This is a genomic window from Pseudonocardia sp. ICBG1142, assembly GCF_020496255.1.
Classification (GTDB): Bacteria; Actinomycetota; Actinomycetes; order Mycobacteriales; family Pseudonocardiaceae; genus Pseudonocardia.
On the sequence record NZ_JAHLJC010000031.1, the window covers coordinates 529022 to 553133 of the forward strand.

20 protein-coding genes are annotated in these 24112 nt (G+C 75.0%); 8 read left to right on the top strand and 12 right to left on the bottom strand.

Annotation, left to right across the window (positions count from 1 at the left end; all coding sequences use genetic code 11):
• Window positions 1-62: 62 nt before the first annotated feature.
• The 8 genes from KPL59_RS26700 to KPL59_RS26735 all read right to left on the bottom strand — a co-directional run bounded on the left by KPL59_RS26700 (window position 63) and on the right by KPL59_RS26735 (window position 10313).
• Window positions 63-1514 (bottom strand): hypothetical protein, encoded by a 1452-nt coding sequence (locus KPL59_RS26700; protein WP_308187958.1) that lies wholly within the window; start codon window positions 1512-1514, stop codon window positions 63-65.
• 185 nt (window positions 1515-1699) lie between these two features.
• A complete protein-coding gene (cydC, locus tag KPL59_RS26705) occupies window positions 1700-3406 on the bottom strand; it encodes a thiol reductant ABC exporter subunit CydC (protein WP_226352527.1) in 1707 nt (568 codons plus the stop codon).
• On the bottom strand, window positions 3403-5196 hold the full coding sequence (gene cydD / locus KPL59_RS26710) for a thiol reductant ABC exporter subunit CydD (protein ID WP_226362404.1): 1794 nt from the start codon (window positions 5194-5196) through the stop codon (window positions 3403-3405). The genes cydC and cydD overlap by 4 nt, the downstream gene beginning before the upstream one ends.
• Window positions 5197-5201: 5 nt before the next feature.
• Complete coding sequence (gene cydB / locus KPL59_RS26715) at window positions 5202-6266, bottom strand: cytochrome d ubiquinol oxidase subunit II (protein ID WP_226362405.1); 1065 nt, start codon at window positions 6264-6266, stop codon at window positions 5202-5204.
• Between the two features lie 17 nt (window positions 6267-6283).
• Window positions 6284-7801, bottom strand: coding sequence for a cytochrome ubiquinol oxidase subunit I (locus tag KPL59_RS26720; RefSeq protein WP_226362406.1), 1518 nt, complete (start codon window positions 7799-7801; stop codon window positions 6284-6286).
• A gap of 146 nt (window positions 7802-7947) precedes the next feature.
• The gene (locus KPL59_RS26725) at window positions 7948-8877 is read right to left on the bottom strand and encodes an alpha/beta hydrolase (protein ID WP_226362407.1); all 930 of its coding nucleotides are present in this window, start codon (window positions 8875-8877) and stop codon (window positions 7948-7950) included.
• 111 nt (window positions 8878-8988) lie between these two features.
• Entirely contained in the window at window positions 8989-9705 is a 717-nt protein-coding gene (locus KPL59_RS26730) for an FAD-binding oxidoreductase (protein ID WP_226362408.1), read from the bottom strand.
• A 2-nt stretch (window positions 9706-9707) separates the two neighbouring features.
• Window positions 9708-10313, bottom strand: coding sequence for a sulfite oxidase-like oxidoreductase (locus KPL59_RS26735; protein ID WP_043278273.1), 606 nt, complete (start codon window positions 10311-10313; stop codon window positions 9708-9710).
• Window positions 10314-10613: 300 nt separating this feature from the next.
• Here KPL59_RS26735 and KPL59_RS26740 point away from each other — a divergent pair, with 300 nt between their 5' ends.
• The 4 genes from KPL59_RS26740 to KPL59_RS26755 all read left to right on the top strand — a co-directional run bounded on the left by KPL59_RS26740 (window position 10614) and on the right by KPL59_RS26755 (window position 17115).
• Window positions 10614-12545, top strand: coding sequence for a methylmalonyl-CoA mutase family protein (locus tag KPL59_RS26740; protein ID WP_226362409.1), 1932 nt, complete (start codon window positions 10614-10616; stop codon window positions 12543-12545).
• Window positions 12542-14773, top strand: a complete 2232-nt coding sequence (gene scpA, locus KPL59_RS26745; RefSeq protein ID WP_226362410.1) for a methylmalonyl-CoA mutase — start codon at window positions 12542-12544, stop codon at window positions 14771-14773. The genes KPL59_RS26740 and scpA overlap by 4 nt, the downstream gene beginning before the upstream one ends.
• Window positions 14774-14931: 158 nt before the next feature.
• Window positions 14932-15915, top strand: coding sequence for a methylmalonyl Co-A mutase-associated GTPase MeaB (gene meaB / locus KPL59_RS26750; RefSeq protein WP_075306448.1), 984 nt, complete (start codon window positions 14932-14934; stop codon window positions 15913-15915).
• 54 nt (window positions 15916-15969) lie between these two features.
• Entirely contained in the window at window positions 15970-17115 is a 1146-nt protein-coding gene (locus tag KPL59_RS26755) for a VanZ family protein (RefSeq protein WP_226352532.1), read from the top strand.
• A gap of 4 nt (window positions 17116-17119) precedes the next feature.
• Here the strand turns inward: KPL59_RS26755 and KPL59_RS37165 are convergent, their stop codons facing one another.
• Window positions 17120-17530: an aldolase/citrate lyase family protein gene (locus tag KPL59_RS37165; RefSeq protein WP_308187959.1), complete on the bottom strand. Its 411-nt coding sequence runs from the start codon at window positions 17528-17530 to the stop codon at window positions 17120-17122.
• Window positions 17531-17701: 171 nt separating this feature from the next.
• On the opposite strand from KPL59_RS37165, the gene KPL59_RS26765 reads away from it, so the two are divergent.
• Window positions 17702-18043, top strand: coding sequence for a DUF1932 domain-containing protein (locus tag KPL59_RS26765; RefSeq protein ID WP_226362411.1), 342 nt, complete (start codon window positions 17702-17704; stop codon window positions 18041-18043).
• A 43-nt stretch (window positions 18044-18086) separates the two neighbouring features.
• Here KPL59_RS26765 and fdhA read toward each other — a convergent pair whose 3' ends face one another.
• The gene (fdhA, locus tag KPL59_RS26770) at window positions 18087-19301 is read right to left on the bottom strand and encodes a formaldehyde dehydrogenase, glutathione-independent (RefSeq protein WP_149665220.1); all 1215 of its coding nucleotides are present in this window, start codon (window positions 19299-19301) and stop codon (window positions 18087-18089) included.
• Between the two features lie 213 nt (window positions 19302-19514).
• Between fdhA and KPL59_RS26775 the strand changes: the two genes are divergently transcribed.
• Window positions 19515-20723 carry an acyl-CoA dehydrogenase family protein gene (locus KPL59_RS26775; protein WP_075333413.1) on the top strand — a complete coding sequence of 403 codons (1209 nt, stop codon included), beginning with the start codon at window positions 19515-19517 and terminating at the stop codon, window positions 20721-20723.
• Between the two features lie 17 nt (window positions 20724-20740).
• Here the strand turns inward: KPL59_RS26775 and KPL59_RS26780 are convergent, their stop codons facing one another.
• Together KPL59_RS26780 and KPL59_RS26785 are read right to left on the bottom strand one after the other, a co-directional pair.
• Window positions 20741-21094, bottom strand: a complete 354-nt coding sequence (locus tag KPL59_RS26780) for a GntR family transcriptional regulator (RefSeq protein WP_226352536.1) — start codon at window positions 21092-21094, stop codon at window positions 20741-20743.
• The gene (locus tag KPL59_RS26785; RefSeq protein WP_226362412.1) at window positions 21088-22017 is read right to left on the bottom strand and encodes a hypothetical protein; all 930 of its coding nucleotides are present in this window, start codon (window positions 22015-22017) and stop codon (window positions 21088-21090) included. Before KPL59_RS26785 ends, KPL59_RS26780 begins: the two co-directional genes overlap by 7 nt.
• A 335-nt stretch (window positions 22018-22352) precedes the next feature.
• Between KPL59_RS26785 and KPL59_RS26790 the strand changes: the two genes are divergently transcribed.
• Window positions 22353-23240, top strand: a complete 888-nt coding sequence (locus tag KPL59_RS26790) for a DUF742 domain-containing protein (protein WP_226362413.1) — start codon at window positions 22353-22355, stop codon at window positions 23238-23240.
• A 78-nt stretch (window positions 23241-23318) separates the two neighbouring features.
• The gene (locus KPL59_RS26795; RefSeq protein WP_020622114.1) at window positions 23319-24107 is read left to right on the top strand and encodes an LLM class F420-dependent oxidoreductase; all 789 of its coding nucleotides are present in this window, start codon (window positions 23319-23321) and stop codon (window positions 24105-24107) included.
• Window positions 24108-24112: the final 5 nt, after the last annotated feature.

The following is a 24112-nucleotide window of genomic DNA, read 5'->3' on the forward strand; positions in this document are numbered from 1 at the left end:
CCCCACGACGAACGGGCCGGCACCGCAGCTGCGGTGCCGGCCCGTTCTGCCGTCGCGGGGTGTCAGGACCTGGTGGTCATCGGCACGATCGCCCAGCCGGGGATGTCCTCCTGGCCGGACACCGGCACCGCGTCGGCGGAGAAGTTGACCAGCAGCATCGAGCCGTCGGCCGCGCGGAAACCGCCCAGCGAGGAGCCGTCGGTGGCCCGGCCCAGCTCGACGGTGCCCTCCCGGAGCCGGGGCACCAGCCAGCGCCACGCCTCGGTCAGCGGGGTCGCCTGGCCGCCGTTCTCCTCGGTGGCCGGGGTCCACAGCGAGGAGTACTCGAGCGAGCTGCTGCCCTCGGGACCCCACAGCAGCGCGCCCTGGGTGCCGGAGCGGGCCATCGCCTGCAGTGCGGCGATCGTCGAGACCGCGCTGGCGGGGGAGTCGAAGCCGGCCTGGGCGTCGGCGGGGACGTTCGCGTAGAACTCGGCCCACCAGATGGGCAGCTGCGTCCGCTCCTGGATCCAGCGGTCGATCACCGAGAACTTCTCCGCGCCGACGTCGACCGGGGAGATCGCGTCCTGCTGTCCGCGGTTGGTGGTCGAGCCGTCGACGACGATGAAGTCCGCACCGACGTTGTTCTTCAGCCAGTAGTCCAGGACGTCGAGCGGGCGCTGGTCGAGCGCCCCCCAGGGGCCGCGGATGTTCGAGGCGTCGTGCGAGTCGACCGGGACGCTGCTCATGACGACGTAGGGGCCGCCGACCTGCACGTCGGGCCGGACGGACTTCACGGCCTGGTAGACCTGGTTGTAGAAGTTCGTGTAGCCCTCGTAGTCCCAGCGGTTCTCGGCCTGGTTGTAGAAGCCCTTCAGCTCGTTCCACACCAGGACGCGGTCGACCTGCGGGTACCGCTGCACGGCCTCGCGGGCGAGGTTGGCGAAGTCGGCGAAGTGCTCGGGCAGCGGGGCCTTCTCGAGCCGGTCCCAGCGGGTGTCGCCGCTGTCGCGCGGTGCGCCCTTCATCCAGTCCGGGGAGCAGCACAGCGTCAGCATCGCCTTGCCGCCGGTCTCCTCGGTGAGCTGCATCCGGCGGTCCAGCGAGCCCCAGTCGAACTCACCGGGCCGCGGCTCGGGGTTGAGCGTGCCGAAGCCCATGATGTGGTGGTTCTGGTACTCCTGGCCGAGGCTCGACAGGATGTCGACCCCGCGCTGGCGGGCCTGTGCGGGCTCGGTGTCGTCGAGGCTGTCCTGGGTGTGGGTCACCCCGATCTCCATCGGTCCCGGCTGCTTGTCCCACCGCCAGCTGCCCAGGTCGACGGCCTTCGCGGAGGCCTCCAGGGCCGACGACGGCGCGGTGTCGCCGGCGGTGTCGTCACCGCCGACCCCCGAGGTGCAGGCGGCGAGGGCCAGGACCCCCGAGAGCACCAGGGCCAGGGCCGGGGCCCGGCGCAGGCCGGACCGGAACCGGGGGGTCCGCGACGCGGACCTCGGTCCTGACGTCGTCGGGGAGGGACGGCGTGACGCTCGCACGGGGTGGTGACCTCACGTTCTGACCGGACGCGGCGCCGGGCGGATGCCGTGGCGCGCGCGGGCTCGTACTGACTCCTGCACTCCTGCGCGGGACGGTGTCCCGGCGAGGTGCTCCCAGCGTGTCAGGGGCCTCCTGTGACCTGACTGAGAGAACCCCGGGCGCGCCCGGAGCCGGCGCGAGCCCGCTATCGGACGTTCGGAGCAGGGTAGGGCCGCGGTTCGCGAGGGCTGCACGCAGCCCCGTCACGCAGGTGGACCTTCTTGTCGCGCAGCGTGTACACGCGGTCGGCCCGCGGCAGTACCGCCGGGTCGTGGGTGATGAGCAGCACCGCGCGCCCCGCCGCGGCGGCGAGCAGGTCGTCGAGGACGGCGTCGCGGGTGTCCGGGTCGAGGTGGGCGGTGGGCTCGTCGAGCACCAGCACCGCCGGGTCGACGAGCAGCGCGCGGGCCAGCGCGAGCCGCCGGCGCATCCCACCGGACAGCCGGGCGCCGTGTGCGCCGACCTCGTCGTCGAGCGCCAGCCCGGTGAGACCGACCCGGCGCAGGACGTCGTGCAGGACGGCGTCGTCGGCGTCGGGGGCGGCCAGGCGCAGGTTCTCCCGGACCGTCGAGTCGAACACGTGCGGGTCGGCCGGCACCCCGGAGACCACCGCGCGGACCTCCTCGGGTGCCCGCACCGCCAGGTCGTGCCCGTCGAGCCGGACGGTGCCCGCGCGCGGGTCGAGGAACCGGAACAGCACCGCGGCCAGCGTCGACTTGCCCGACCCGCTCGGGCCGACCAGCGCCACGACCTCCCCGCGCCCGACATCGAGGTCCACCCCCTGCAGGACGGTGCGGCCGCGACCGTCCGGTCCCGGTCCCGGCCAGGCCGCGGTGAGACCGCGGATCGCCAGGTCGCCGCGACGGGGCAGCGGTGGGGAGCCCGGTTCGCGGTGCGCGACGGCGGGGGCGGCGTCGAGCACCGGCACCAGCCGGGCCAGCCCGGCGCGGACCGCGGCGAGCCGGGCCGCGGCGGCGGGCAGCGGCGCGACGATCTCGAACGCGGCCAGCGCCGTCAGCACCAGCACGGCCAGCGGGACCGCGCCGAGGGCACCGGCGTCGACGGCGGCGACACCCAGCAGCAGCGTCCCGGCCAGGGTGAGCCCGGCGACCAGGGCACCGGAGCCCGCGCCGAGGCCGAGCAGCGCGGCGTCCCGGCGGGCGGTGCGGGTCAGCTCGGCATCGGCCCGGGCGACCGCGTCGACGGCGTGGCCGGTCGCGCCGTGGGCCAGCAGCTCGGGGCCGCCGTCGAGCAGGTCGACCAGGGCGGTCGCCAGCCGGTCCCGCGCGACGCCCGCGCGCTCGGCGGGCCGCCGCGACAGCGCCGCGGCGAGGGCGGGCACCGCGACCCCGGCGAGCAGCAGCCCGCCCGCGAGCAGCGCGCCGCCGGGGAGGTGGAGCGCGGTGGCGAGCAGCACCGCACCGGACCCGGCGACCGCGGCCGCGACGACCGGCAGCATCCCGCGCACGACCAGGTCCTGCACGGAGTCGGTGTCGCCGACCAGCCGGGCGACGAGCTCGCCGGACCGGAACCGGTGGACCGGCTCGGTGGCGGCGAGCCGGGCGTAGACGCGGCCGCGCATGTCCGACAGCGCGCGCAGGGCGGCGTCGTGCCCGACCAGCCGCTCGGCGTAGCGGGCCACCCCGCGTCCGACGCCGAGGGCACGGGTGAGCACGACGGCGACCGACAGCGCCGTCACCGACGGGTGCTGGGCGGCGGTGGCGAGCAGCCAGGCGGCCAGCGACAGCAGCCCGGCACCGCAGGCGGTGGCGAGCGCGCCGAGCAGCGCGCCGCCGACGACGCCGCGCAGCCGGGGCGCCAGCACGCTGCGGGCCAGCGACCAGGGGCTCATCGGGGACCCCCGGCCGGGGTGATCGTGGCGGGGGTGATCGTGACCGTGCGGTCGGTGTGCTCGGCCCAGCCCGCGTCGTGGGCGACGACGACCGCGGTGCGCCCGCGCAGCAGCTCGGTGGCCGCGGTGCGGACCGCGGCGGCGGAGTCGGGGTCGAGGTGCGCGGTCGGCTCGTCGAGCAGGACCAGCGGCGCGTCGCGCAGGAACGCCCTGGCCAGCGCGACCCGCTGGCGCTCTCCGGAGGACAGCTGCGTGCCGCCCTCACCGAGCACGGTGTCCCAGCCCCGGGGCAGCCGGGCGACGACGGTGTCGAGCCCGGCCCGGCGTGCGGCCGCGCGGACGGCGTCGTCGGTGACGTGGTCCCGTCCGGCGCCGAGCCGGACGTTGGCGGCGACGGTGTCGGCGAACAGGTGCGGCTGCTGCGGGACCCAGGCCACCCCGCGCCGCCAGGCGTCGAGGTCCACCTCCGCGAGCTCGGCGCCGGTTCCGTCCCGGCCGTGCACGATCACGGTGCCGCCGGTCGGGACGACGGTGCCGAGCAGCACGCCGAGCAGGGTGGACTTCCCGGCCCCGGACGGGCCGCGCAGCAGCACCGTCTCACCGGGGGCGAGGGTCAGCGACAGCCCGGCGACGGCGTCGGTGTCCGCGCCGGGGTAGCGCACCCGCAGCCCGTCGACGGTCAGGCCGCGCCCGGCCGGGTCGGCGGGCGGCACCGGAGCGGTCCCGCCGGTGGCGCCGCCGACGGGGCGGTCGAGCTCGGCGAACACCTGCCGGGCGGCGGCGACCCCCTCCATGCTGGCGTGGAACCGGGCACCGACCTCGCGCAGCGGCAGGTACGCCTCCGGGGCCAGGACCAGCACGAACAGCGCGGTGGCGTAGTCGAGGTTCCCGTAGAGCAGCCGCAGTCCGACCTCGACGGCGACCAGGGCGACGGCGAGCGTCGCGAGGACCTCCAGCACGAACGCGGACAGGAACGCGACCCGCAGGGTGCCGGTCATGGCGTGCCGGTGGGCGTCGGTGGTCTCCCGGACCTTTCCCGCGACGACCTGCGCACGGCGGAACAGCGCGAGGGTCGGCAGCCCCTGCACGACGTCGAGGAAGTGCCCGCCGAGGCGCGACAGCAGCCGCCACTGGCGGTCGGTCCTGGCCCGGGTGTGCATCCCGACCAGGACCATGAACAGCGGGATCAGCGGCAGCGTCACCCCGATGACGACCGCGGAGATCCAGTCGGCGTCCGCGACGACGATCAGCACCGCGACCGGGACCAGGACGGCGAGCACCAGCTGGGGCAGGTAGCGGGCGAAGTAGTCGTCGAGGGCGTCGAGCCCGCGGGTGGCGAGGGTGACGACCTCGCCGGAGGACCGCCGCGGGTCCGGCGCGGCGAGCGCGAGCCGGCGCACGAGCTGCATCCGCAGCTGGGACTTGGCGCGGGCGGCGCTGCGCAGTGCCGCGGACTCCGCGCCGTAGGACAGCAGCGCCCGCGCCACCGCGACGACGGCGACGCCCCCGACCAGCCAGGCCAGGGTGTCGAGCCCGGCGCCCGGACCGGTGGGCGTGCCGTCGGTGGCGAACGACGGCGTCGCCCCGGCCACCACCCGCGACACGAGCCAGGCCTGGGCCAGGATCAGCCCGGTCGCGGCGACCCCGCAGCCCGCGGCGACGGCCAGGTGCACCCGGACCGCGCTCGCGGTGCGCAGCAGCCGCGGGTCGACGGGCGGGCCGCCCGCGGGCGGCGCCCCGGCGGTGCCCGACGGGACCGGCGGAGCCGACGGGGTGGACGGGCGCGACACGGTCGTCATCGTGGCGCCGGTACCGCGGTGCCACGAGGGCCGGAGGGCCCCTCCGGTGCGACCCGCGCCCCGCCGAGGCGCTTGCGGAACACCCAGTAGCTCCAGGACTGGTAGGCGAGGACCAGCGGCAGGAACACGGCCGCGACCCAGCTCATGACCGTGAGCGTGTAGGGCGCGGACGTGGCGTTCGCGACGGTCAGGGTGTGGGCGGGGTCGGTGGTCGAGGGCAGCAGCGACGGGTACAGCTGCCCGAACAGCACGACCGACAGCCCGCCGATCGACAGCGCGGTGGCGGTGAACGCCCATCCCTCGCGGCCGAGCAGCAGCGCCACCCCGGCCGCGGCGAGGGCCAGCCCGCTGACCCAGGCGACCGTGCCGGTCCAGGACGGCTCACGCAGCGCGAGCGTCGCGGCCAGGAAGGCGACGGTGACCAGCAGGACCGGGACCACCGCCCGCAGGGCGAACCGGCGTGCCCGGTACCGCACCGGCCCGTCGGTCTTGAGCGCCAGGAACACCGCGCCGTGCAGGAGGAACAGCGCAGTGGTGACGACGCCGCCGAGCAGGGCGTAGCCGTTCAGCAGGTCCGCGAGCGAGGCCGTGACCACGGTGTTCTGCCCACTGCCCGGGGCACTCAGCACGGTCGGCAGGCCGCGGACCAGGTTGGCGAGCACCACGCCCCACACGAAGGCCGGGACCAGCGACCCGAGACCGATCATGAGGTCCCAGCGGGCCTTCCAGGACGCGTCGGAGCGCTTGTGCCGGTACTCCAGCCCGACCCCGCGCACGATCAGGCCCAACAGGACGAGCAGCACCGGCAGGTAGAGGCCCGACAGCGTCGCGGCGTACCAGGCGGGGAAGGCGGCGAACATCGCGCCGACGGCGGCGATCAGCCACACCTCGTTGCCGTCCCACACCGGGCCGATCGCGCCGAGCGCCGCCTCGCGGTCGGCCTCCTCGTCGCGGCCCAGGACGCGGACCAGCATCCCGACGCCGAAGTCGAACCCCTCGAGCACCAGGTAGCCGGTCCACAGCACGGCCACGGCCAGGAACCAGATCGTGGGCAGGTCCATCGTCGTCCCTCCGCAGGTCAGTAGCTGAACGCCGCGGGGCGGCGCTCGTCGTCGGTGCCGACGGCGGCGCCGTCGTCGGGACGGCCGTCGGGGCCGTCGGGATCGTCGGTGTAGGGGAGTGCGGCGCCGGGACCGGCCTGCACGTAGCGGAACAGCAGCCGCACCTCGACGACGGCGAGCACCCCGTAGAGCGCGGTGAACGTGGCCAGGGAGAACGCGACCTGGCCCAGGCTCACCCCGGGGGAGACGCTCTGGGCGGTGAGCAGCTCGCCGTGCACCGTCCAGGGCTGGCGGCCCATCTCGGTCAGCACCCAGCCGGCGATGTTCCCGGCCAGCGCCGCGGGCAGGGCGGCGATCACGCCCCGGTAGGCCCACCGCCGGAGCCGCCCGGCCGGAGCCGGTGCCCCGTCGCGGGTAAAGCCGGGCAGCCGTCCGCCGCGGGTGAGCCAGAGCCCGGCCGTCGCGACCGCGACCCCGGCCAGGCCGAGGCCCATCATCAGTCGGAACGCCCAGTAGAGGACGGCGATGTTGGGCCGGTAGTCCCCGGGGCCGTAGAGCGCCTCGTACTGTGCCTGCACGTTCTCGATGCCCTGCACCGGGCCCCACGGGCTCCCGGTGGCCAGGAAGCTCAGGACGCCGGGGATCTGCACGTTGATGTGGTTGCGGCTGCCCTGGACGTCGCCGACGGCGAACAGCGAGAACCCGGCCGACTCCTCGGTCTGCCACAGCGCCTCGGCTGAGGCGAGCTTCATCGGCTCGTAGGTGGCGGCCAGCTTGGCCTGGTGGTCACCGGAGGCGATGACCAGCACCCCGGCGACGAGGGTGACGAGGAACCCGGTGCGCAGGGTCTTGCGGAACAGCGTGTGCTCGCTCGGGTGCGGCGTCGCGTCACCGGGACGGCGCCAGCGCTCGCGCATCAGCTTCCAGGCGCTGACCGCGGCGACGAACAGGCCCGCGATCAGGAACGCCGCGGCGACGACGTGGGCGTAGGTCGACCAGGCCTGCGGGTTGGTCAGCACGGCGCCGATGTCGGTGAGCCGGGCCCGGCCGGTGGCGCGGTCGACCTCGTAGCCGACCGGGTTCCGCATCCAGGCGTTCGCCGCGAGGATGAAGTACGCCGAGAGGTTCGATCCGATCGCGGCGGCCCAGATGCAGGCCAGGTGCACGCCCCGGCGCAGCCGGTCCCACCCGAAGATCCACAGCCCGATGAAGGTGGACTCGAGGAAGAAGGCGATGAGCGCCTCCATCGCCAGCGGCGCGCCGAACACGTCGCCGACGAAGGTGGAGTAGGCGCTCCAGTTCATCCCGAACTGGAACTCCTGCACGATCCCGGTGACCACGCCCATCGCGAAGTTGATCAGGAACAGCTTCCCGAAGAACTTCGTCGCCCGCAGGTACTCCTCCCGGCCCGTGCGGAACCAGGCGGTCTGCAGCGACGCGACGATCACCGACAGCCCGATGGTCAGCGGCACGAACAGGAAGTGGTAGATCGTGGTGATCCCGAACTGCCAGCGAGCCAGGTCGAGCGCGTCCATCGGGACCTCCCGAGCGAAGTTCTACGTCCAGTAGTAGTTCTACCGGAAGTAGAAGATCAGTGGGGATCCGGGCCCGGTGGCGCTGGACACGCGGGCCGCCGCGGGTGCGCTCGCCCCCCAGGTCCGAGGGGCTCCGTCCGGCCCGGTCAGGCGACGGCGAGCGTGCGCCGCAGGAAGTCCACCTGTGCGGCCACCGACCGTTCGAACATCTCGCCGAGGTAGATGTCGAAGTGCCCGCACGGCAGCTCCAGCACCTCCGAGCCCGCCCCGGCCCGCGCGGCGACCGCACGCACCGACGCCGGCGGCGCGATCGAGTCCCGCGCCGCGACGACGACGAGGATCGGCGCCCGCAGCCGCCGCGCCGCCGTCACCGGGCGGTTGAGCGGGATCCGCAGCGCGCCCCGGGCCCGCATGGTGTTGCGGAACCCGGGTCCGGCGATCGAGGAGTAGCCGCTCTCGGCGTCGTGCGAGGTGATCGCCGCGGTCGACCCGGGCGGCCCGAACACCGCGATCCGGTGCGGCGAGCGCCCGAGCAGCCCGGCGGCGGCGTCGCGCAGGCCGTGCCCGGTGAGGCGGGCCAGCTGCCCGGGCCCGGCGTAGCGCAGGATCTCCAGCAGCGCGGCGGCCCCGTCCATCGCGGCGCCCTGGGAGATCACCGCGGCGACCTGGCCGTCGCGGGCGGCGACCGGGACCACGTGCCCGCCGGAGTACGAGCTGCCCCACAGCACGATCCGCTCCGGGTCGACGCCGGGCAGCGTGCGGGCGTACGCGATCGCGGCGTGGTAGTCGGCGCGGTGGCGGCCGTGGTGGACGTCCTGGTCGAGCTGCGGGTCGCCGGTGCCGTCGGAGGCGCCGAACCCGCGGTAGTCGAACACCAGCACCGCGCGGCCCGCGGCGGCGAAACGCTGCGCGAAGGGCAGCAGCCCGGAGTCGCGGGTGGCACCGAACCCGTGCGCCATGACGACGCAGGGCCGGCCGCGGTCGTTCGTGAGCGCGTCGCCGGACGCCGTGAGGAGCCAGGCCGCGCAGCGCAGCCCGCCGCTCGGGAACGACGTCTCGGCGGGGGTGACGGTCATCGTCGGCTCCTGCGGTGCACGGGCGGATCGAGTCGGTCCGGGCCGCTCGCGGCAGCACGCGGAGTCTCGGGGCCGGGTCATCGTGCCGCACCCCGGTGCCCGGCCGCTCGGTCAGGCCCCGGTCGGGCCGAACTGCTCGATCCGGATCGCGTGGTCGGGGACGCCGGCGGCGGCGAGCAGGTCGGCCGCGGCGGCGGAGAAGGCCGGCGAGCCGCACACGAACGCGGTCTCCCCGCCGCGGACCAGCGGGGCGAGGTCGGCGAGGGTGAGCCGGCCCGCCGGGCGGGTCGCGCCGGGAGGGGCGGTCCGGGTGAACACCGCGGTGACCGGCGGACCGGTGAGCTCCTCGCCGTAGAACAGATCGTCGGGGGTGCGGACCGAGACCAGCATCCGCACCAGGTCGGGACGGCCGACGGCGCGGGCGTGGCGCAGCATCGCGGCCAGCGGGACCTGCCCGGACCCGCCGCCGACCAGCAGCGCGGGGGAGACGCCGTCCCAGGCGAACCAGCCCCCGACCGGGCCGCGGACCTCCAACACGTCCCCGACGACGGCGACGTCGTGCAGGAACCCCGACACCTCGCCGTCGTCGAGATGTTCGACGGTCAGGGCGATCTCCGGCCGCCCGTCGGGCGCGGAGGCGACCGAGTACGAGCGCTGCGCGGTGTAGCCGTCCTCGGCGGTCAGGCGCAGCACGTAGTACTGGCCGGGCAGGTGGGTGGCCGGTTCCTCCAGCCCGAGCCGGAAGGTCTTCACCCCCGGGGCCTCGTCGTGCACCGACAGCACGGTCGCGGCCTGCCAGCGCAGGGTGCGGCGTGGGGTCGTGTCCACCGTCAGTCCCCCTGGAACCGCTGCTCGGACCACGGGTCGCCGCGGTCGTGGTAGCCGTTGCGCTCCCAGAAGCCCGGCTCGTCCTCGGCGAGCAGGCGCAGCCCGGCGACCCACTTCGCGCTCTTCCAGAAGTAGAGGTGCGGCACCAGCAGCCGCGCCGGGCCGCCGTGCTCGCGGGTCAGCGGCGCGCCCTGCGCCTCGAACGCCAGCCACGCCCGGCCGCCGGTCAGGTCCGACAGCGGCATGTTCGTGGTGTAGCCCGAGTGCGAGTGCGCGACGGCGAACCGCGCCTCCGGCAGCGGTCCCGCCGCCTCCAGCAGCGTGTCGACCGCGACCCCGCTCCAGTGCATCCCGAACTTCGACCAGGTCGTGACGCAGTGGATGTCGCCGTCCCACCGCTCGCGGGGCAGGGCGCGGATCTCGTCCCAGGTCCACTCGACCGGGCGCTGCACGAGACCGTCGATGCGGAAGGTCCAGCGGGCGGTGTCCAGCACGGGGGCGCGTTCGGCGGTCAGCACCGGCCACTGGTCGCCGGCGTCGTACTGGCCGGGCGGCAGCCGTCGGTCACGCGGTCTGCGCCCGACGAATCCTCGGGTCACGCGGGGCATGCCGACCACAATGCACCCCTGCCCCCGGTTGTTCCCGCCCCGGCCCGTCACACCGGCACCCGGCCGCCAGGGGCTACCGGTGGGGACTACCGGCGGGGAACGGCCGGGTGTACGCCGCGACGCCCCCGGACGGCCCCGTTGCGCCAGTCGGGTGCATCACAGGCCGTGCGCGCCTCGCCACAGCGCATGCCCCTGGCGCCACCGGCTCACTAGACTCCGCTGCACTTCGGTGGTGTCGACGACGGCGCCATCCGGCGGGCAACGAGGCCGCCCCGCGGGCCGGTGAGGAGAACAGAGCGGATGACGGACAGTGACCGCAGCGCGGTCGGCCGCGCAGCCGGTCCGGAGGGCTCTTCCGTGGATGCTCCGGTGGAGCCGGAGGAGCTGGTCCTCGCGGGCGCCTTCGACCCGGTCACCCGCGACCAGTGGCTCGCCGCCGTGGACGCGGTGGTGCGCAAGTCGGGCCGGATCGGCGAGGACGCCGAGCTCGGGGCCGGGGTCGAGACCCTGACCCGCACCTCACCCGACGGGATCCGGGTCGCGGCGCTCTACGCCGAGGAGGACACCACCGACCTGCCGCCCACCGGCGTGCCGGGGTCGTGGCCGTTCACCCGCGGCGCCCGCACCGACGGCCACGTCCCCGACGGCTGGGACATCCGCCAGCGCCACGCGGGCACCGACCCGGCCGCCGTCCGGGAGGCCGTGCTGGCCGACCTGGAGTGCGGCGTCACCTCGGTGTGGCTGCGGGTGGGCGAGGGCGGCGTCGCCGTCGCCGACCTGGCGCGCGCCCTCGACGGCGTGCACCTGGACCTGGCCGGGGTCGCCCTCGACGCCGGGACCGAGCAGGTCGCCGCCGCGCACGCCTACCTGGACCTGGCCGCCCGCAACGGCGTCGAGGACGCCGAGCTGCTCGGCTCGCTGGGCGTCGACCCGATCGGGCTGCGCGCCCGCGCTGGCTCCGGTCCGGACGTCGAGTCCGTCGTCGAGGTCGCCCGTCGCGTGCACGGCACCTTCGACAAGGTCACCGCGATCACCGTCGACGCGACGGTGGTCCGCGAGGCCGGCGGCTCCGACGCCCAGGAGCTGGGGTGGTCCCTGGCCGCGGGGGTCGCCTACCTGCGCGCCCTGGACGCCGCGGGGATCGGGGTGGCCGACGCGGCCCGGCTGATCGAGTTCCGCTACGCCGCCACTCCCGAGCAGTTCCCGACGATCGCGACCCTGCGGGCGGGCCGGCGGCTGTGGGTCCGGGTGCTGGAGGCCTCCGGCGTCACCGACGTGCCGCAGACCCAGCACGCCACCGTCCCCGACGCGCTGTTCACCCGGCGCGACCCGTGGGTGAACATGCTGCGCGGCACCGTCGCCGGGTTCGCCGCGGGCGTCGGCGGGGCCGAGGCGGTCACCGTGCCGCCGTTCGACGCCGCCCTCGGCGTCGCCGAGCCGTTCTCCCGCCGCATCGCCCGCAACACCCAGAACCTGCTGGTCGAGGAGTCGCACCTGGCGCGGGTCATCGACCCGGCGGGCGGGTCCTGGTACGTCGAGCACCTCACCGAGGACCTCGCGCGGGTGGCCTGGGAGTTCTTCGTCGAGATCGAGGCCGCGGGTGGCGCGGTCGCCGCGCTCGACTCCGGCCTGGTCGCGGAGAAGGTGGGCGAGGTCCGCGCCCGCCGCGAGGCCGACGTCGCGAAGCGGAAGGCCCCGCTCACCGGCGTCTCGGAGTTCCCCGACCTGAACGAGAAGCCGGTACGACGCACCCCGCTGCCGCCGGCCGTCGAGCGCGGGGGGCTGCCGCTCTACCGCCCCGCCGAGGCCTACGAGGCCCACCGGGACCGCTCCGACGCGCTGCTGGCCGAGACGGGCTCGCGTCCCACCGCCTTCCTCGCGACCCTCGGCCCGCTGGCGGTCTACACCGCCCGTGCCGGGTTCACCCGCAACCTGCTGGCCGCGGGCGGTGTCGACACCGTCGACGCCGGCCCGACCGAGACCGCCGCCGACGTCGTCGAGGCGTTCGGGAAGAGCGGCTCGCCGGTCGCGGTGCTCTGCTCCTCGGACACGCTCTACGACGAGCGGGCCGCCGAGACCGCCGCCGCGCTGCGCGAGGCCGGGGCCACCCACATCCTGCTCGCGGGGAAGCCGAGGGAGCCGGTGCCCGGCGTCGACGGCCACCTGTTCGCCGGCTGCGACGCCCTCGCCGTCCTGGACGACGTGTACACCCACCTGGAGGGCTCGAAGTGAGCATTCCCGACTTCACCACCGTGCCGCTCCTGGGCGGCGACACGGGCCACACGGGCGACACCGCCGCCGCGACCACCTGGAACGGCTCCGCCGAGGTCTGGGAGGCCCCGGAGGGGATCGGCGTCAAGCCGCTCTACACCGCCGACGACCTCGCCGGCGTCGACTTCCTGCACACCTACCCGGGCATCACCCCGTACCTGCGCGGGCCGTACCCGACGATGTACACCAACCAGCCGTGGACGGTGCGCCAGTACGCCGGGTTCTCCACCGCCGCGGAGTCCAACGCGTTCTACCGGCGCAACCTCGCCGCCGGGCAGAAGGGCCTGTCGATCGCGTTCGACCTCGCCACCCACCGCGGCTACGACTCCGACCACCCCCGCGTCGCGGGCGACGTCGGCATGGCCGGTGTCGCGATCGACTCGATCCTCGACATGCGCCAGCTCTTCGACGGCATCCCGCTGGACAAGATGTCGGTGTCGATGACGATGAACGGCGCCGTCCTCCCGGTGCTGGCGCTCTACATCGTCGCCGCCGAGGAACAGGGCGTGAGCCCGGAGAAGCTGACCGGAACCATTCAGAACGACATTCTGAAAGAGTTCATGGTCCGCAACACCTACATCTACCCGCCGCAGCCGTCGATGCAGATCATCTCCGACATCTTCGGTTTCACCAGCCGGAAGATGCCGAAGTTCAACTCGATCTCCATCTCCGGGTACCACATCCAGGAGGCGGGTGCGACCAACGACCTGGAGCTCGCCTACACCCTGGCCGACGGCGTGGAGTACCTGCGGGCCGGTGTCGACGCCGGGCTGGACATCGACAAGTTCGCCCCGCGGCTGAGCTTCTTCTGGGCGATCGGCATGAACTTCTTCATGGAGGTCGCCAAGATGCGGGCCGCGCGCCTGCTCTGGTCGAAGCTCGTGAACCGGTTCGAGCCGCAGAACGCCAAGTCGCTGTCGCTGCGGACGCACTCCCAGACCTCCGGCTGGTCGCTGACCGCGCAGGACGTCTACAACAACGTCGTCCGCACCTGCGTCGAGGCGATGGCCGCGACCCAGGGCCACACCCAGTCGCTGCACACCAACGCCCTCGACGAGGCCCTCGCGCTGCCGACGGACTTCTCTGCGCGGATCGCCCGCAACACCCAGCTGCTGCTGCAGCAGGAGTCGGGTACCACGAACGTCGTCGACCCGTGGGGCGGCTCGTACTACGTCGAGAAGCTCACCTACGACCTCGCCAAGCGGGCGTGGGCGCACATCGACGAGGTCGAGAAGGCCGGCGGCATGGCCCAGGCCATCGACGCCGGCATCCCGAAGATGCGTGTCGAGGAGGCCGCGGCCCGCACCCAGGCCCGCATCGACTCCGGCCGCCAGCCGGTGATCGGCGTCAACAAGTACGTCGTCGAGGCCGACGAGCAGATCGACGTGCTCAAGGTCGACAACAAGAACGTGCGACGCGAGCAGCTCGAGAAGCTGCAGCGGCTGCGCGCCGAGCGCGACGACCGCGCCGTCGACGAGGCGCTGCGGGCGCTGACCGGCGCCGCGGAGAAGATCGCCGAGGGCTCGTCGCGCTCCGACGACGAGAACCTGCTCCAGCTGGCCGTGAACGCGGCCCGCGACCAGGCCACGGTCGGGGAGATCTCCGACGCACTCGAGAAGGTCTTCGGGCGTCACGCCGGTCAGATCCGCATCATCTCCGGTGTGTACTCCGCCGAGGCCGGGCAGAACCCGGCGATCGACCGCGCCCGCGAGCTCGTCTCCGAGTTCGCCCGCCACGAGGGCCGCCAGCCCCGCATCCTGGTCGCGAAGATGGGCCAGGACGGCCACGACCGCGGCCAGAAGGTCATCTCCACCGCGTTCGCCGACATCGGCTTCGACGTCGACGTCGGGCCGCTGTTCCAGACCCCGGCCGAGGTCGCGAAGCAGGCCGCCGAGTCCGACGTGCACGTGATCGGCGCCAGCTCGCTGGCCGCAGGACACCTCACGCTGGTCCCGGAGCTGCGCCGTGAGCTCGCCGAGCTGGGGCGCGACGACATCATGGTCGTCGTCGGCGGGGTCATCCCGCCCGCGGACGTACCGGAGCTGCTCGACATGGGAGCCGCCGCGGTGTTCCCGCCCGGCACGGTCATCGCCGAGGCCGCCGTCGACCTGCTCGGCAAGCTGTCCGCCGCGCTCGGTCACGACGACCCGGACACGTCCGCACCGGCCGGCAGCGTCTACGCCGACTGAGCCCGCCGGCACGGTGCCGCCGTCACGGTGTCCCCGGGCTCGTGCCTCCGTCACCGTGCCGCTGTCACCGTGCCGCTGTCACCGTGCCGCCGTCCTCGCGCCCGGTGTGCCCACCCGCGCACCGGGCGCGGTGCCGACCCGCAAGGAGAGTCCCGCCGATGGCCCCTCGCGTCCCCGACCCCGCGGAGCTCGCCCGCGGGGTCCTGGCCGGCGACCGCACCCTGCTCGCCCGGGCGATCACCCTGGTCGAGTCCAGCAGGCCCGACCACCAGCGGGCCGCCCAGGAACTGCTCCTGGAGCTCACCCCGAAGGCCGGGCACGCGGTGCGGGTCGGCATCTCCGGGGTGCCCGGTGTCGGGAAGTCGACGTTCATCGAGGCGATGGGGTCCAAGCTCACCGCGCAGGGCCACCGGGTGGCGGTGCTCGCCGTCGACCCGTCGTCCACCCGGACCCGCGGCTCCATCCTGGGGGACAAGACCCGGATGCCGCGCCTGGCCGTCGACCCGGACGCGTTCGTGCGGCCCTCGCCCTCGGCCGGCACGCTCGGCGGGGTCGCCCGCCGCACCCGGGAGACGATGGTGGTCATGGAGGCCGCCGGGTTCGACGTCGTGCTCGTCGAGACCGTCGGGGTCGGCCAGTCCGAGACCGCCGTCGCCGGGATGGTCGACACCTTCCTGTTCCTCACCATCGCCCGCACCGGCGACGCGCTGCAGGGGATCAAGAAGGGCATCCTGGAGCTCGCCGACGTCGTCGCGGTGAACAAGGCCGACGGCCCGCACGAGCGCGACGCCCGCGCCGCGGCCCGTGAGCTCGCCGGCGCGCTGCACATGATGACCCCCACCTCGGCGCACTGGCGCACCCCGGTGCTGTCCTGCTCGGCGCAGACCGGCAAGGGTCTGGACGCGGTGTGGGAGAAGGTCACCGCGCACCGCGAGGCCCTCGAGTCCGCCGGTGAGCTCGCGACCCGGCGCGCCGACCAGCAGGTCGAGTGGATGTGGCAGATGGTGCGCGACCGGCTGATGGACCGGGTGCTGCACGACCCGGCGACGGCCGAGCGGCTCCCGAAGCTCACCGCCGAGGTCCGCGAGGGCGGGCTCACCCCCACCCTCGCCGCCCAGCAGATCCTCGACGTCCTGGGCTGAACCACCCGTTTCGGTCCCTGCCCGCACCGGGGCGGGTCACTAGCGTCGGCGACCGTGAACGAGCGGATCATCCCCGGGATGCTGGCGATCGGGCTCGGGTCGGCGCTGGTGCTGGCCGTGCTCGTCCCCGTCGTCGCGGTGACCTACCGTCGCCGCGGCCGGTTCGGGCCCGGGGAGCTGGCCGTGCTCGTCGCCGTCCCGGTGTACGGCCTGGCGATCCTCGGCTACACCCTGCTCCCGCTGCCCCAGGTCGATGCGGCGTTCTGCGCCGGGCGCACCGCGGCGGACTCGCTGCAGACCCGGCCGTTCGCCTTCGTCGGCGACATCGCCCGGATCGCCACCCGCCAGGACGCGACCGGCGCGCGGGCCTGGCTCGCGAACGCCGCCGTCCAGCAGGTCGTGCTCAACGTGGTGCTGTTCGCGCCGCTGGGCTGGCTGCTGCGCGGGGTGTTCCGCCGCTCGCTGCCGGTCACCGTCGCCGCCGGGTTCGCGGTCTCGCTGCTCGTCGAGGCCACCCAGTACACCGGCAACTGGTTCCTGTTCCCGTGCGCCTACCGGCTCGCCGACGTCGACGACCTCATCGCCAACACCGCGGGCGCCCTGCTCGGCGGGCTCGCCGCGATGCTGCTGCGGCCCCGCTCGTGGGACGAGACGGGCGACCCGGACCTCCCGGCGCCGGTCACCGGCGGGCGCCGCCTGCTCGGCGCCGTGTGCGACCTGATGGCGGTGTGGGCGACCGGGGCGCTGTTCGGGGCGTTGCTGCTCGGTGGGGTCACCGTCGTCGCCGGGCTGCGGGCGCCGTTCCCGGACTGGTACGACACCGCCAACGCCGTCGTCGGCTTCTGGGTGCCGTTGCTGGCGTTCCTGGTCGTGCCGCTGTTCGGCCGGGGCGGGACGGTCGGCCAGCGTGCGGTGCGGCTGCGCCCGGCGCTGCCCGACGGCAGGGTCCCCGGCCGCGGACTCCGCCTTGCCCGGGCACTGCTCGGCACCGGCGGGTTCCTGCTGCTGTCGGGTCCGTCCGGGGGGCTCGGCCTCCTCGGGCTGGTGTGGGGGCTCGTCGGCCTGGTCGGGCTCTGGCGCAGCACCGGCCACCGCGGGGTGGCCGGACGCCTCACCGGGCTCGCGATGATCGACGCCAGGGAGCCCGCCCGCACCACCCCGGACGACCGTCGCGTGGTGCGGGACGGGTCTGCGGGCTGACCGCTCAGGACCGGGCGTCGGCCAGCTTCTCCGCCAGCGCCGCCCGCAGGATCGCCTGCTCCGCGGCGAGCATCGTGAACGTGCACCCCAGCGCCCGGAAGCGCCGCACGTGCGCGGGGGAGTCGCAGTAGATGCCCACCGGCACCCCGGCCCGCGCACACACCGCGGTGATCCCGGAGACCAGCTCGGCGTGGCGGTCGGACCCCGGGCCGCCGTCGTCCTGGGCGGCGACCGGGAGCCCGTGCGCCAGCGCCAGGTCCGACGGCCCGACGAACACCGCCGCCACCCCGTCGACGGCCACGATGTCGGCCAGGTTCGCCACCGCCGCGACCGTCTCCACCATCACCACCGTGCGGGGCGGGGCGAACACGTCGCGGCCCTGCCACGACGGGCGGACCGGGCCGAAGCTACGCACCCCGTCCGGCGGGTAGCGGCACGCCGCGACCGCGGCGACCGGGCGACCGTCTGCGACGGCGCCGTCATCGGACCGCCGGCGTGGACGGCGGGCACCACGACGCTGTGGCTGTCCGGGCCGGGGGCCGACGCCGCCGCCACCCTGTTCGAGCCCGGCCCGTTCGACGCCCGGGTGCTCGGGACCGCCGGGACCGACCTGGGCACCGCGAGCGGGCTCAAGGCCTGCTTCGCGCTGCAGAGCAAGGCCGCACCGATGCTGTGGGTGGCGCTGGAGGAGGCCGCGGCGGCGTTCGGCGTCACCCACGCCCTGCACGCCGAGCTGGACCGGGCCGGGGTCGACCACGCCGCCGCGCTGGCCCACGCCCGCGAGCGCATGGCGGGCAGGGCGTGGCGCTGGGCGGGGGAGATGGACGAGGCGGCCGACGCGTTCGCCGCCGTCGGGCTGCCCGACGGCTTCTCCCGCGCCGCCGCGGAGCTCTACCGGCGCGCGGCCGGGGCCGGGCAGGACGGCTGAGCCGGGCCCGGCACCGCCTCGGCGGCACCGGACCCGGCCGATCTCACGCCGCGACGCTGCCGTGCGGGTCGATCACGAACTTGCGAGCCACGCCGCCGTCGAACTCCTGGTAGCCGCGCGGGGCGTCGTCCAGCGAGATCGTGGTCGCGTTGACCGCCTTCGCGATCTGCGCCCGGTCGGACAGGATCGCCTGCATCAGCTGCCGGTTGTACTTCTTCACCGGGCACTGACCGGTGGTGAGGCTGTGCGACTTCGCCCAGCCCAGCCCGATCCGCACGCCCAGGGTGCCCTCCTTGGCCTTGTCGTCGGCGGCACCGGGGTCGCCGGTGACGTAGAGCCCCGGGATGCCGAGCGCGCCGCCGACCCGGGTCACCTCCATCACCGAGTTCAGCACGGTCGCGGGCGCCTCCCCGGCGTCGCGGCCGTGTCCGCGGGCCTCGAAGCCGACGGCGTCGACGGCGGCGTCGACCTCGGGCTCGCCGAGCAGCTGCTCGAGCTGCTCGGCCAGGGTGCCGTCGGCGGACAGGTCGACGGTCTCGCAGCCGAAGCTGCGGGCCTGGGCGAGCCGCTCGGGGATCATGTCCCCGACGACGACCGCGGCCGCCCCCAGCAGCTGTGCGGCGTGCGCCGCGGCCAGCCCGACCGGCCCGGCGCCGGCCACGTAGACCGTCGACCCGGTGGTCACTCCCGCGGTCACCGCGCCGTGGTAGCCGGTCGGGAAGATGTCCGAGAGCATCGTCAGGTCCAGGATCTTCTCCAGCGCCTGGTCGCGGTCGGGGAAGCGCAGCAGGTTGAAGTCGGCGAAGGGCACCATCACGTACTCGGCCTGGCCGCCGATCCAGCCGCCCATGTCGACGTAGCCGTAGGCGGCGCCGGGACGGGCCGGGTTGACGTTCAGGCAGACACCGGTCTTGCCCTCGTTGCACATCCGGCACCGCCCGCAGGCGATGTTGAACGGCACCGAACAGATGTCGCCGACCTTCGCGAACAGCACGTCGTCGCCGACCTCGACGATCTCGCCGGTGATCTCGTGGCCGAGGGACTGCCCGACCGGTGCGGTCGTGCGGCCGCGGACCATGTGCTGGTCGGAGCCGCAGATGTTGGTGGTGACGATCTTCAGGATCGCCGCGTGCGGGGCCTTGCGCGCGATGCCGAGGCCGTCGACGACGTCGGACGGCAGCTCCAGCTTCGGGTAGTCGATCGACTCGACGGCGACCTGGCCGGGCCCCTTGTACACGACGACGCGGTTGTCGGGCATGACGTGCTCCTCGTTGCGCGGGGGTGCGGGCCGCGATCACGACCGCACGGTGGCTCCGTGGACCGAGGGATCCCCTGCGCCCCATCGGGGCCGGCCACGTCGCCGGTCCCGACCCTCCCAGCTCGTGGCCGGGTGCGCACCTGACGATGGGTGCAGGTCCGAAGGGGGTAGCGCCGCCCGGCGCCGGGCGACGGCGCGGGTGATACTGCGCGGATGGCCGTTGACGATCTTCTCGAGCCGCCGGTCCCGGTGCTCCCCGCGCCGTACCACACCCCCGAGCGCGAGGCGCTGCAGAAGCAGGCCCGCGAGTTCGCCGCGAGCCGGGTGCTGCCCGTCGCCGACGAGCTGGACCCGCGCAAGGGCGAGATCCCCCGCGACCTGCTCGACGAGATGGGCGAGCTGGGCTACTTCGGCATCACCGTCGACCGCGAGCACGGCGGTCTCGGCCTCGGTGCGTTCGAGTACTGCATGGTGGCCGAGGAGCTGGCCAGGGCCTGGATGAGCGTCGGGTCGATCATCGCCCGCGCGCAGGGCGCCGGGACCGCCGTCGCCGACCCGCGGCGCCGCGCGGAGCTGCTGCGCCGGTCGGCCCGCGGACAGTGGATCGGCGCGATCGCGCTGTCCGAGCCCGACGCCGGGTCCGACCTGGCCGCGGTGGAGACCCGCGCGGTCCGCGACGGCGACGAGTTCGTGATCACCGGGCACAAGCGCTGGACCGGCAACGCCAAGGCCGCCGACTTCATCCAGGTGCTGGTGCGCACCGACGACCCGGCGCCGGGGGAGAAGCGCTCCGCGGGCCTCGCGACCGTCGTCGTGGAGAAGGAGCGCGACACCTTCCCCGCCGGGATCACCGGCCGGCCCATCGACAAGATCGGCTACCACGGCTTCGTCACCTGGGACCTGGAGTTCGACGGTGTGCGGGTGCCGGTCGGCAACCAGCTCGGCGCCGGCGGCGAGGGCTTCGCCGACGCCCAGGCCTGGCTCAACATCGCCAGGGTGCACACCGCGGCGCGCGCGGTCGGGCTGGCCAGGGCCGCCGTCGAGGACTGCGTGCGCTACCTGCAGCGCCGCCACCAGTTCGAGCACCCGATCGGCGACTTCCAGGCCGTCCGGTTCACCCTCGCCACGATGGCCGCCCGGGTCGAGCAGGCCCGCGCCTTCTATCAGAACGTGGCGCACCGGCTCGACCTCGGCGAGCCCTGCGAGCGGGAGGCGGCGATGGTCAAGTTGCTGGCCACCGAGATGGCCGCCGAGGTCACCGCGGACGGCGTCCAGCTGCACGGCGGCAACGGCTACACCACCGAGCACCAGGTGGAACGGCACTGGCGTGACGCCCGGCTGACCACGATCTTCGAGGGCACGAGCGAGATCCAACGCAAGATCATCTCCGACCGGCTGCTCCCGCGCAGCCCGCTCGGCTGACGGCGACGCCGGGGGCGTCAGCGGAAGGCGGCCCGCACCGCGCCGAGGGCGTCGGACTCGTCGAGCCCGAGGCGCCGGACGAGCTCGGCGAGCTCGGTGGCCTTGCGCTCCAGCTCGGCGCGCCCGCCGGTGGCCCGCTCGGTGAGCACGGCCCCGCGGCCGCGGCGCAGGTCGACCAGTCCCTCGTCGCGCAGCTGCTGGTAGCCGCGCAGCACGGTGTGCAGGTTGATCCCGAGCGCGCCCGCGACCTCACGGGCGGGTGGCAGCCGGTCCCCGGCGGCGGCCCGCCCGTCGGCGACCGCCCGGCGGACCGAGGCCGCGACCTGGTCCCCGAGCGGCACCGGCGACGACGGGTCGACCCGGATCAGCACGACGGTGCGGCGCCGGCCGCGCCCTGCCCGGCGCGCCGGTCCAGCTCGGCGTTGACCAGCCCGGCCGCGGTGGCGGCGTCGGGCACGGTGACGACGAACCTGCGGTCGTCGGTGAGGTCGAGCACCAGCGCCTCCCCGGCCCGTCGGGCGCGGTAGCCGAGCACCGACGGCGTCCGGCGCAGGACGCCGTACTCGTTCCAGCGGAAGTGCTCCGGGTCGAGCTGCTCCGACCGCGCGCCGCGGACCTCGGCCAGCGGTGCCTCGGCCAGCGGGCGGCCGAGCAGGGCCTGGCGGACGTGCACCCCGCCGTCGTCGACCCGGACCCGGGCGACGGCGGTCAGTGCGGTCGTGACGACGGCCGCGGCGATCAGCACGACGACGAGCGGGGCGGCCCCGCCCGCGAGCAGCAGCGCCACCCCGGCCAGGAACGGCACGCCCGCGAGGACCAGGGTCGGACGGGAGAGCACGGAGCGCGCCCACAGGTAGCGCTCACCGGGCGCGAGCGGGGTGCGCACCGCGCCGGCCGGGGCGCCCCCGGTCGCCGACGGGTGCGGGGCGTCCGGACCGGCGAGCACGTGCCCCAGTCCGTAGGCGACCACGGCCCCGGCGAGCACGGCGACGGTCCAGGCCCAACCGGGGACCTGCGGGGCCAGCCGGGAGGCCGGCACCCACCACACGATGACGGCGAACGCCCAGGACGTGCCGACGGCGCGGCGCTCGACATCGGGCCGCCCGGAACGCAGCCGCAGCAGCGGCAGCCCGAGCGCGAGCAGCCCGATGACGACCACCGGGACGGCGAACCGGCCGTCCGGCCGGGTCGCCACCAGGGCGGCGAGCCCGGCCAGGGTCAGTGCCACCGCGGGGGCGGCGGCCAGCAGCCGGCGCCGGCTCGTACGGCCGGCGGGTGTGGTGGATGTGGTCATGACGTCCTCCGTCCTCGAACGAACTGAACTTGTTCGCAATGTACTAGAACAATGCTGCCTGCGCACCCCTCGGGGATGTCGGGTACACCGGGCAGGCGTGCCGGCGGTGGTCGGCACGCGTCCGCGCCGCTCACCGGATCGGGTGAACCGCCGCACGCGTGACCTGCACGGACGGGGTCGCGTCACACGGACGTGACATGGGCGATACGGTGCGGTAGCCGTCCCGCGCCACCCTGTGGCTCCCGGTCGCGCATCGTGACGACGAGCGCAGCGTGGGGCGAAACGGACGACCGCGGCGCCCCCGGGCCGTCGGGGTCGCGACGCGCGGAGGGTGGATGGCACGGTCGGAGATCGGACGCACCGGGGCCCGGTTCGGGACGCCCCCGTCCCGGCACGCCCCCGGCCCGGAGTACCCGCACGGCAGACCACCCGAGCCGACACCCGAGTCGACACCGGAGCCGGATTCGGGGTCGGATTCGGCGCCGACCGTCGTCGGGGAGGAGCCCGAGCCGGAGAGCCTGGTCGGGGTGACCGGGGCCCGGTTCGGCGGGCACTCGGCGAAGCGGACCCGGCTGAGCCGCCGCGAACGCGCGGCCCGGCGGGCCGCTGCCCGGGCCGGGGCCGACGTCGGTGCGACGGCGACACCCGCTGACGGAGCACGCGGCGCCCGGGACGGCGCCGCGGCCGGCGCACCCGGCGGTACCGCCGCGGAGATCCCCGACGGTGCCGGCCTCGCCGACACCGCCCCGCTGCCGATGGTCGCGGGCCGGCCGGACGGCCCCGCCACCGCGGGTCCGGGCCACCCGTCGGGTGCTGCCGCCGGCACGGACGGCGGCTCGGACAGCGGCGCGGCCGGCGGTGCGGCCGGCGCGTCGCCGCAGGTCCCGGCGTTCGCCCCGGTCCGGCCCTACGTCATGACCGGTGGCCGTACCCGGGTCCGCGCCGAGCTGCGGCTGGAGACGCTGGTCTCGGTGCGGCCCGCCCCCGGCCCCGCCCCGCGGGCCGAGTCGGTCGAGCGCGCCACGGTGCTGCGGCTCTGCGCCCGGCCCCGGTCGGTGTCGGAGGTCGCGGCGCTGGCCGCGGTGCCACTGGGTGTCGCCCGCGTGCTCATCGACGACCTCGCCTCCGAGGGGCGACTGGTGGTGCACGGCGTGTCCTCGGCGGAGGACGGGCCGAGCGTCGCGCTGATGGACCGGGTCCTGGCGGGGCTGCGCAGGCTGTAGGCCCCCACGGGCACGACAGCGCTGCCCCCGGCCCGCGGGCGCCCTGCGAGGACCGCCCGCCGGGGCCAGGATGGGGACATGACCGATCCGCGTCCCGTCCGCATCGGGCTGCAGCTGCAGCCCCAGCACGCCGACTACGCCGACATCCGCCGCACCGTCGCCGCCGCGGAGGAGGCCGGCGTCGACATCGTCTTCAACTGGGACCACTTCTTCCCGCTCTACGGCGAACCCGACGGCAAGCACTTCGAGTGCTGGACGATGCTCGGCGCCTGGGCCGAGGCGACCTCCCGGGTGGAGATCGGCGCCCTGGTGACCTGCAACAGCTACCGCAACCCCGAGCTGCTCGCCGACATGGCCCGCACCGTCGACCACATCTCCGGCGGCCGGCTCATCCTGGGCATCGGGTCCGGCTGGTTCCAGCGCGACTACGACGAGTACGGCTACGAGTTCGGCACGGCGGGCGGCCGGCTGAACGACCTGGCCGCCGCCCTGCCCCGGATCCGCGACCGGTGGTCGAAGCTCAACCCGGCCCCCACCCGCGACATCCCGATCCTCATCGGAGGCGGCGGCGAGAAGAAGACACTGCGCTACACCGCCGAGCACGCCGGCATCTGGCACGGCTTCGGCGACGTCGACACCCTCGTCCGCAAGTCCGCCGTGCTCGACGGACACTGCCGCGACATCGGCCGCGACCCGGCCGAGATCGAGCGCTCGGTGGGCGTCGAGGGCTCCCCGGAGGACTCCGCAGCCGCCCTGTACGACGCCGGCGCGCGGCTGTTCACCGTCGGCGAGGACGGCCAGGGCGGCTACGACCTGGCCCGGCTGAAGGACTGGATCGCCTGGCGCGACGAGCGCAACGCCGCCTGACGGGC

What these genes read in the sequence shown, in the direction of transcription:
- KPL59_RS26785 (WP_226362412.1), bottom strand. Translation starts at nt 22,017, where the DNA reads ATGACCACATCCACCACACCCGCCGGCCGTACGAGCCGGCGCCGGCTG.
- KPL59_RS26740 (WP_226362409.1), top strand. Translation starts at nt 10,614, where the DNA reads ATGACGGACAGTGACCGCAGCGCGGTCGGCCGCGCAGCCGGTCCGGAG.
- KPL59_RS26735 (WP_043278273.1), bottom strand. Translation starts at nt 10,313, where the DNA reads ATGCCCCGCGTGACCCGAGGATTCGTCGGGCGCAGACCGCGTGACCGA.
- meaB (WP_075306448.1), top strand. Translation starts at nt 14,932, where the DNA reads ATGGCCCCTCGCGTCCCCGACCCCGCGGAGCTCGCCCGCGGGGTCCTG.
- fdhA (WP_149665220.1), bottom strand. Translation starts at nt 19,301, where the DNA reads ATGCCCGACAACCGCGTCGTCGTGTACAAGGGGCCCGGCCAGGTCGCC.
- cydB (WP_226362405.1), bottom strand. Translation starts at nt 6,266, where the DNA reads ATGGACCTGCCCACGATCTGGTTCCTGGCCGTGGCCGTGCTGTGGACC.
- KPL59_RS26720 (WP_226362406.1), bottom strand. Translation starts at nt 7,801, where the DNA reads ATGGACGCGCTCGACCTGGCTCGCTGGCAGTTCGGGATCACCACGATC.
- cydC (WP_226352527.1), bottom strand. Translation starts at nt 3,406, where the DNA reads ATGAGCCCCTGGTCGCTGGCCCGCAGCGTGCTGGCGCCCCGGCTGCGC.
- KPL59_RS26725 (WP_226362407.1), bottom strand. Translation starts at nt 8,877, where the DNA reads ATGACCGTCACCCCCGCCGAGACGTCGTTCCCGAGCGGCGGGCTGCGC.
- KPL59_RS26795 (WP_020622114.1), top strand. Translation starts at nt 23,319, where the DNA reads ATGACCGATCCGCGTCCCGTCCGCATCGGGCTGCAGCTGCAGCCCCAG.
- KPL59_RS26790 (WP_226362413.1), top strand. Translation starts at nt 22,353, where the DNA reads ATGGCACGGTCGGAGATCGGACGCACCGGGGCCCGGTTCGGGACGCCC.
- KPL59_RS26775 (WP_075333413.1), top strand. Translation starts at nt 19,515, where the DNA reads ATGGCCGTTGACGATCTTCTCGAGCCGCCGGTCCCGGTGCTCCCCGCG.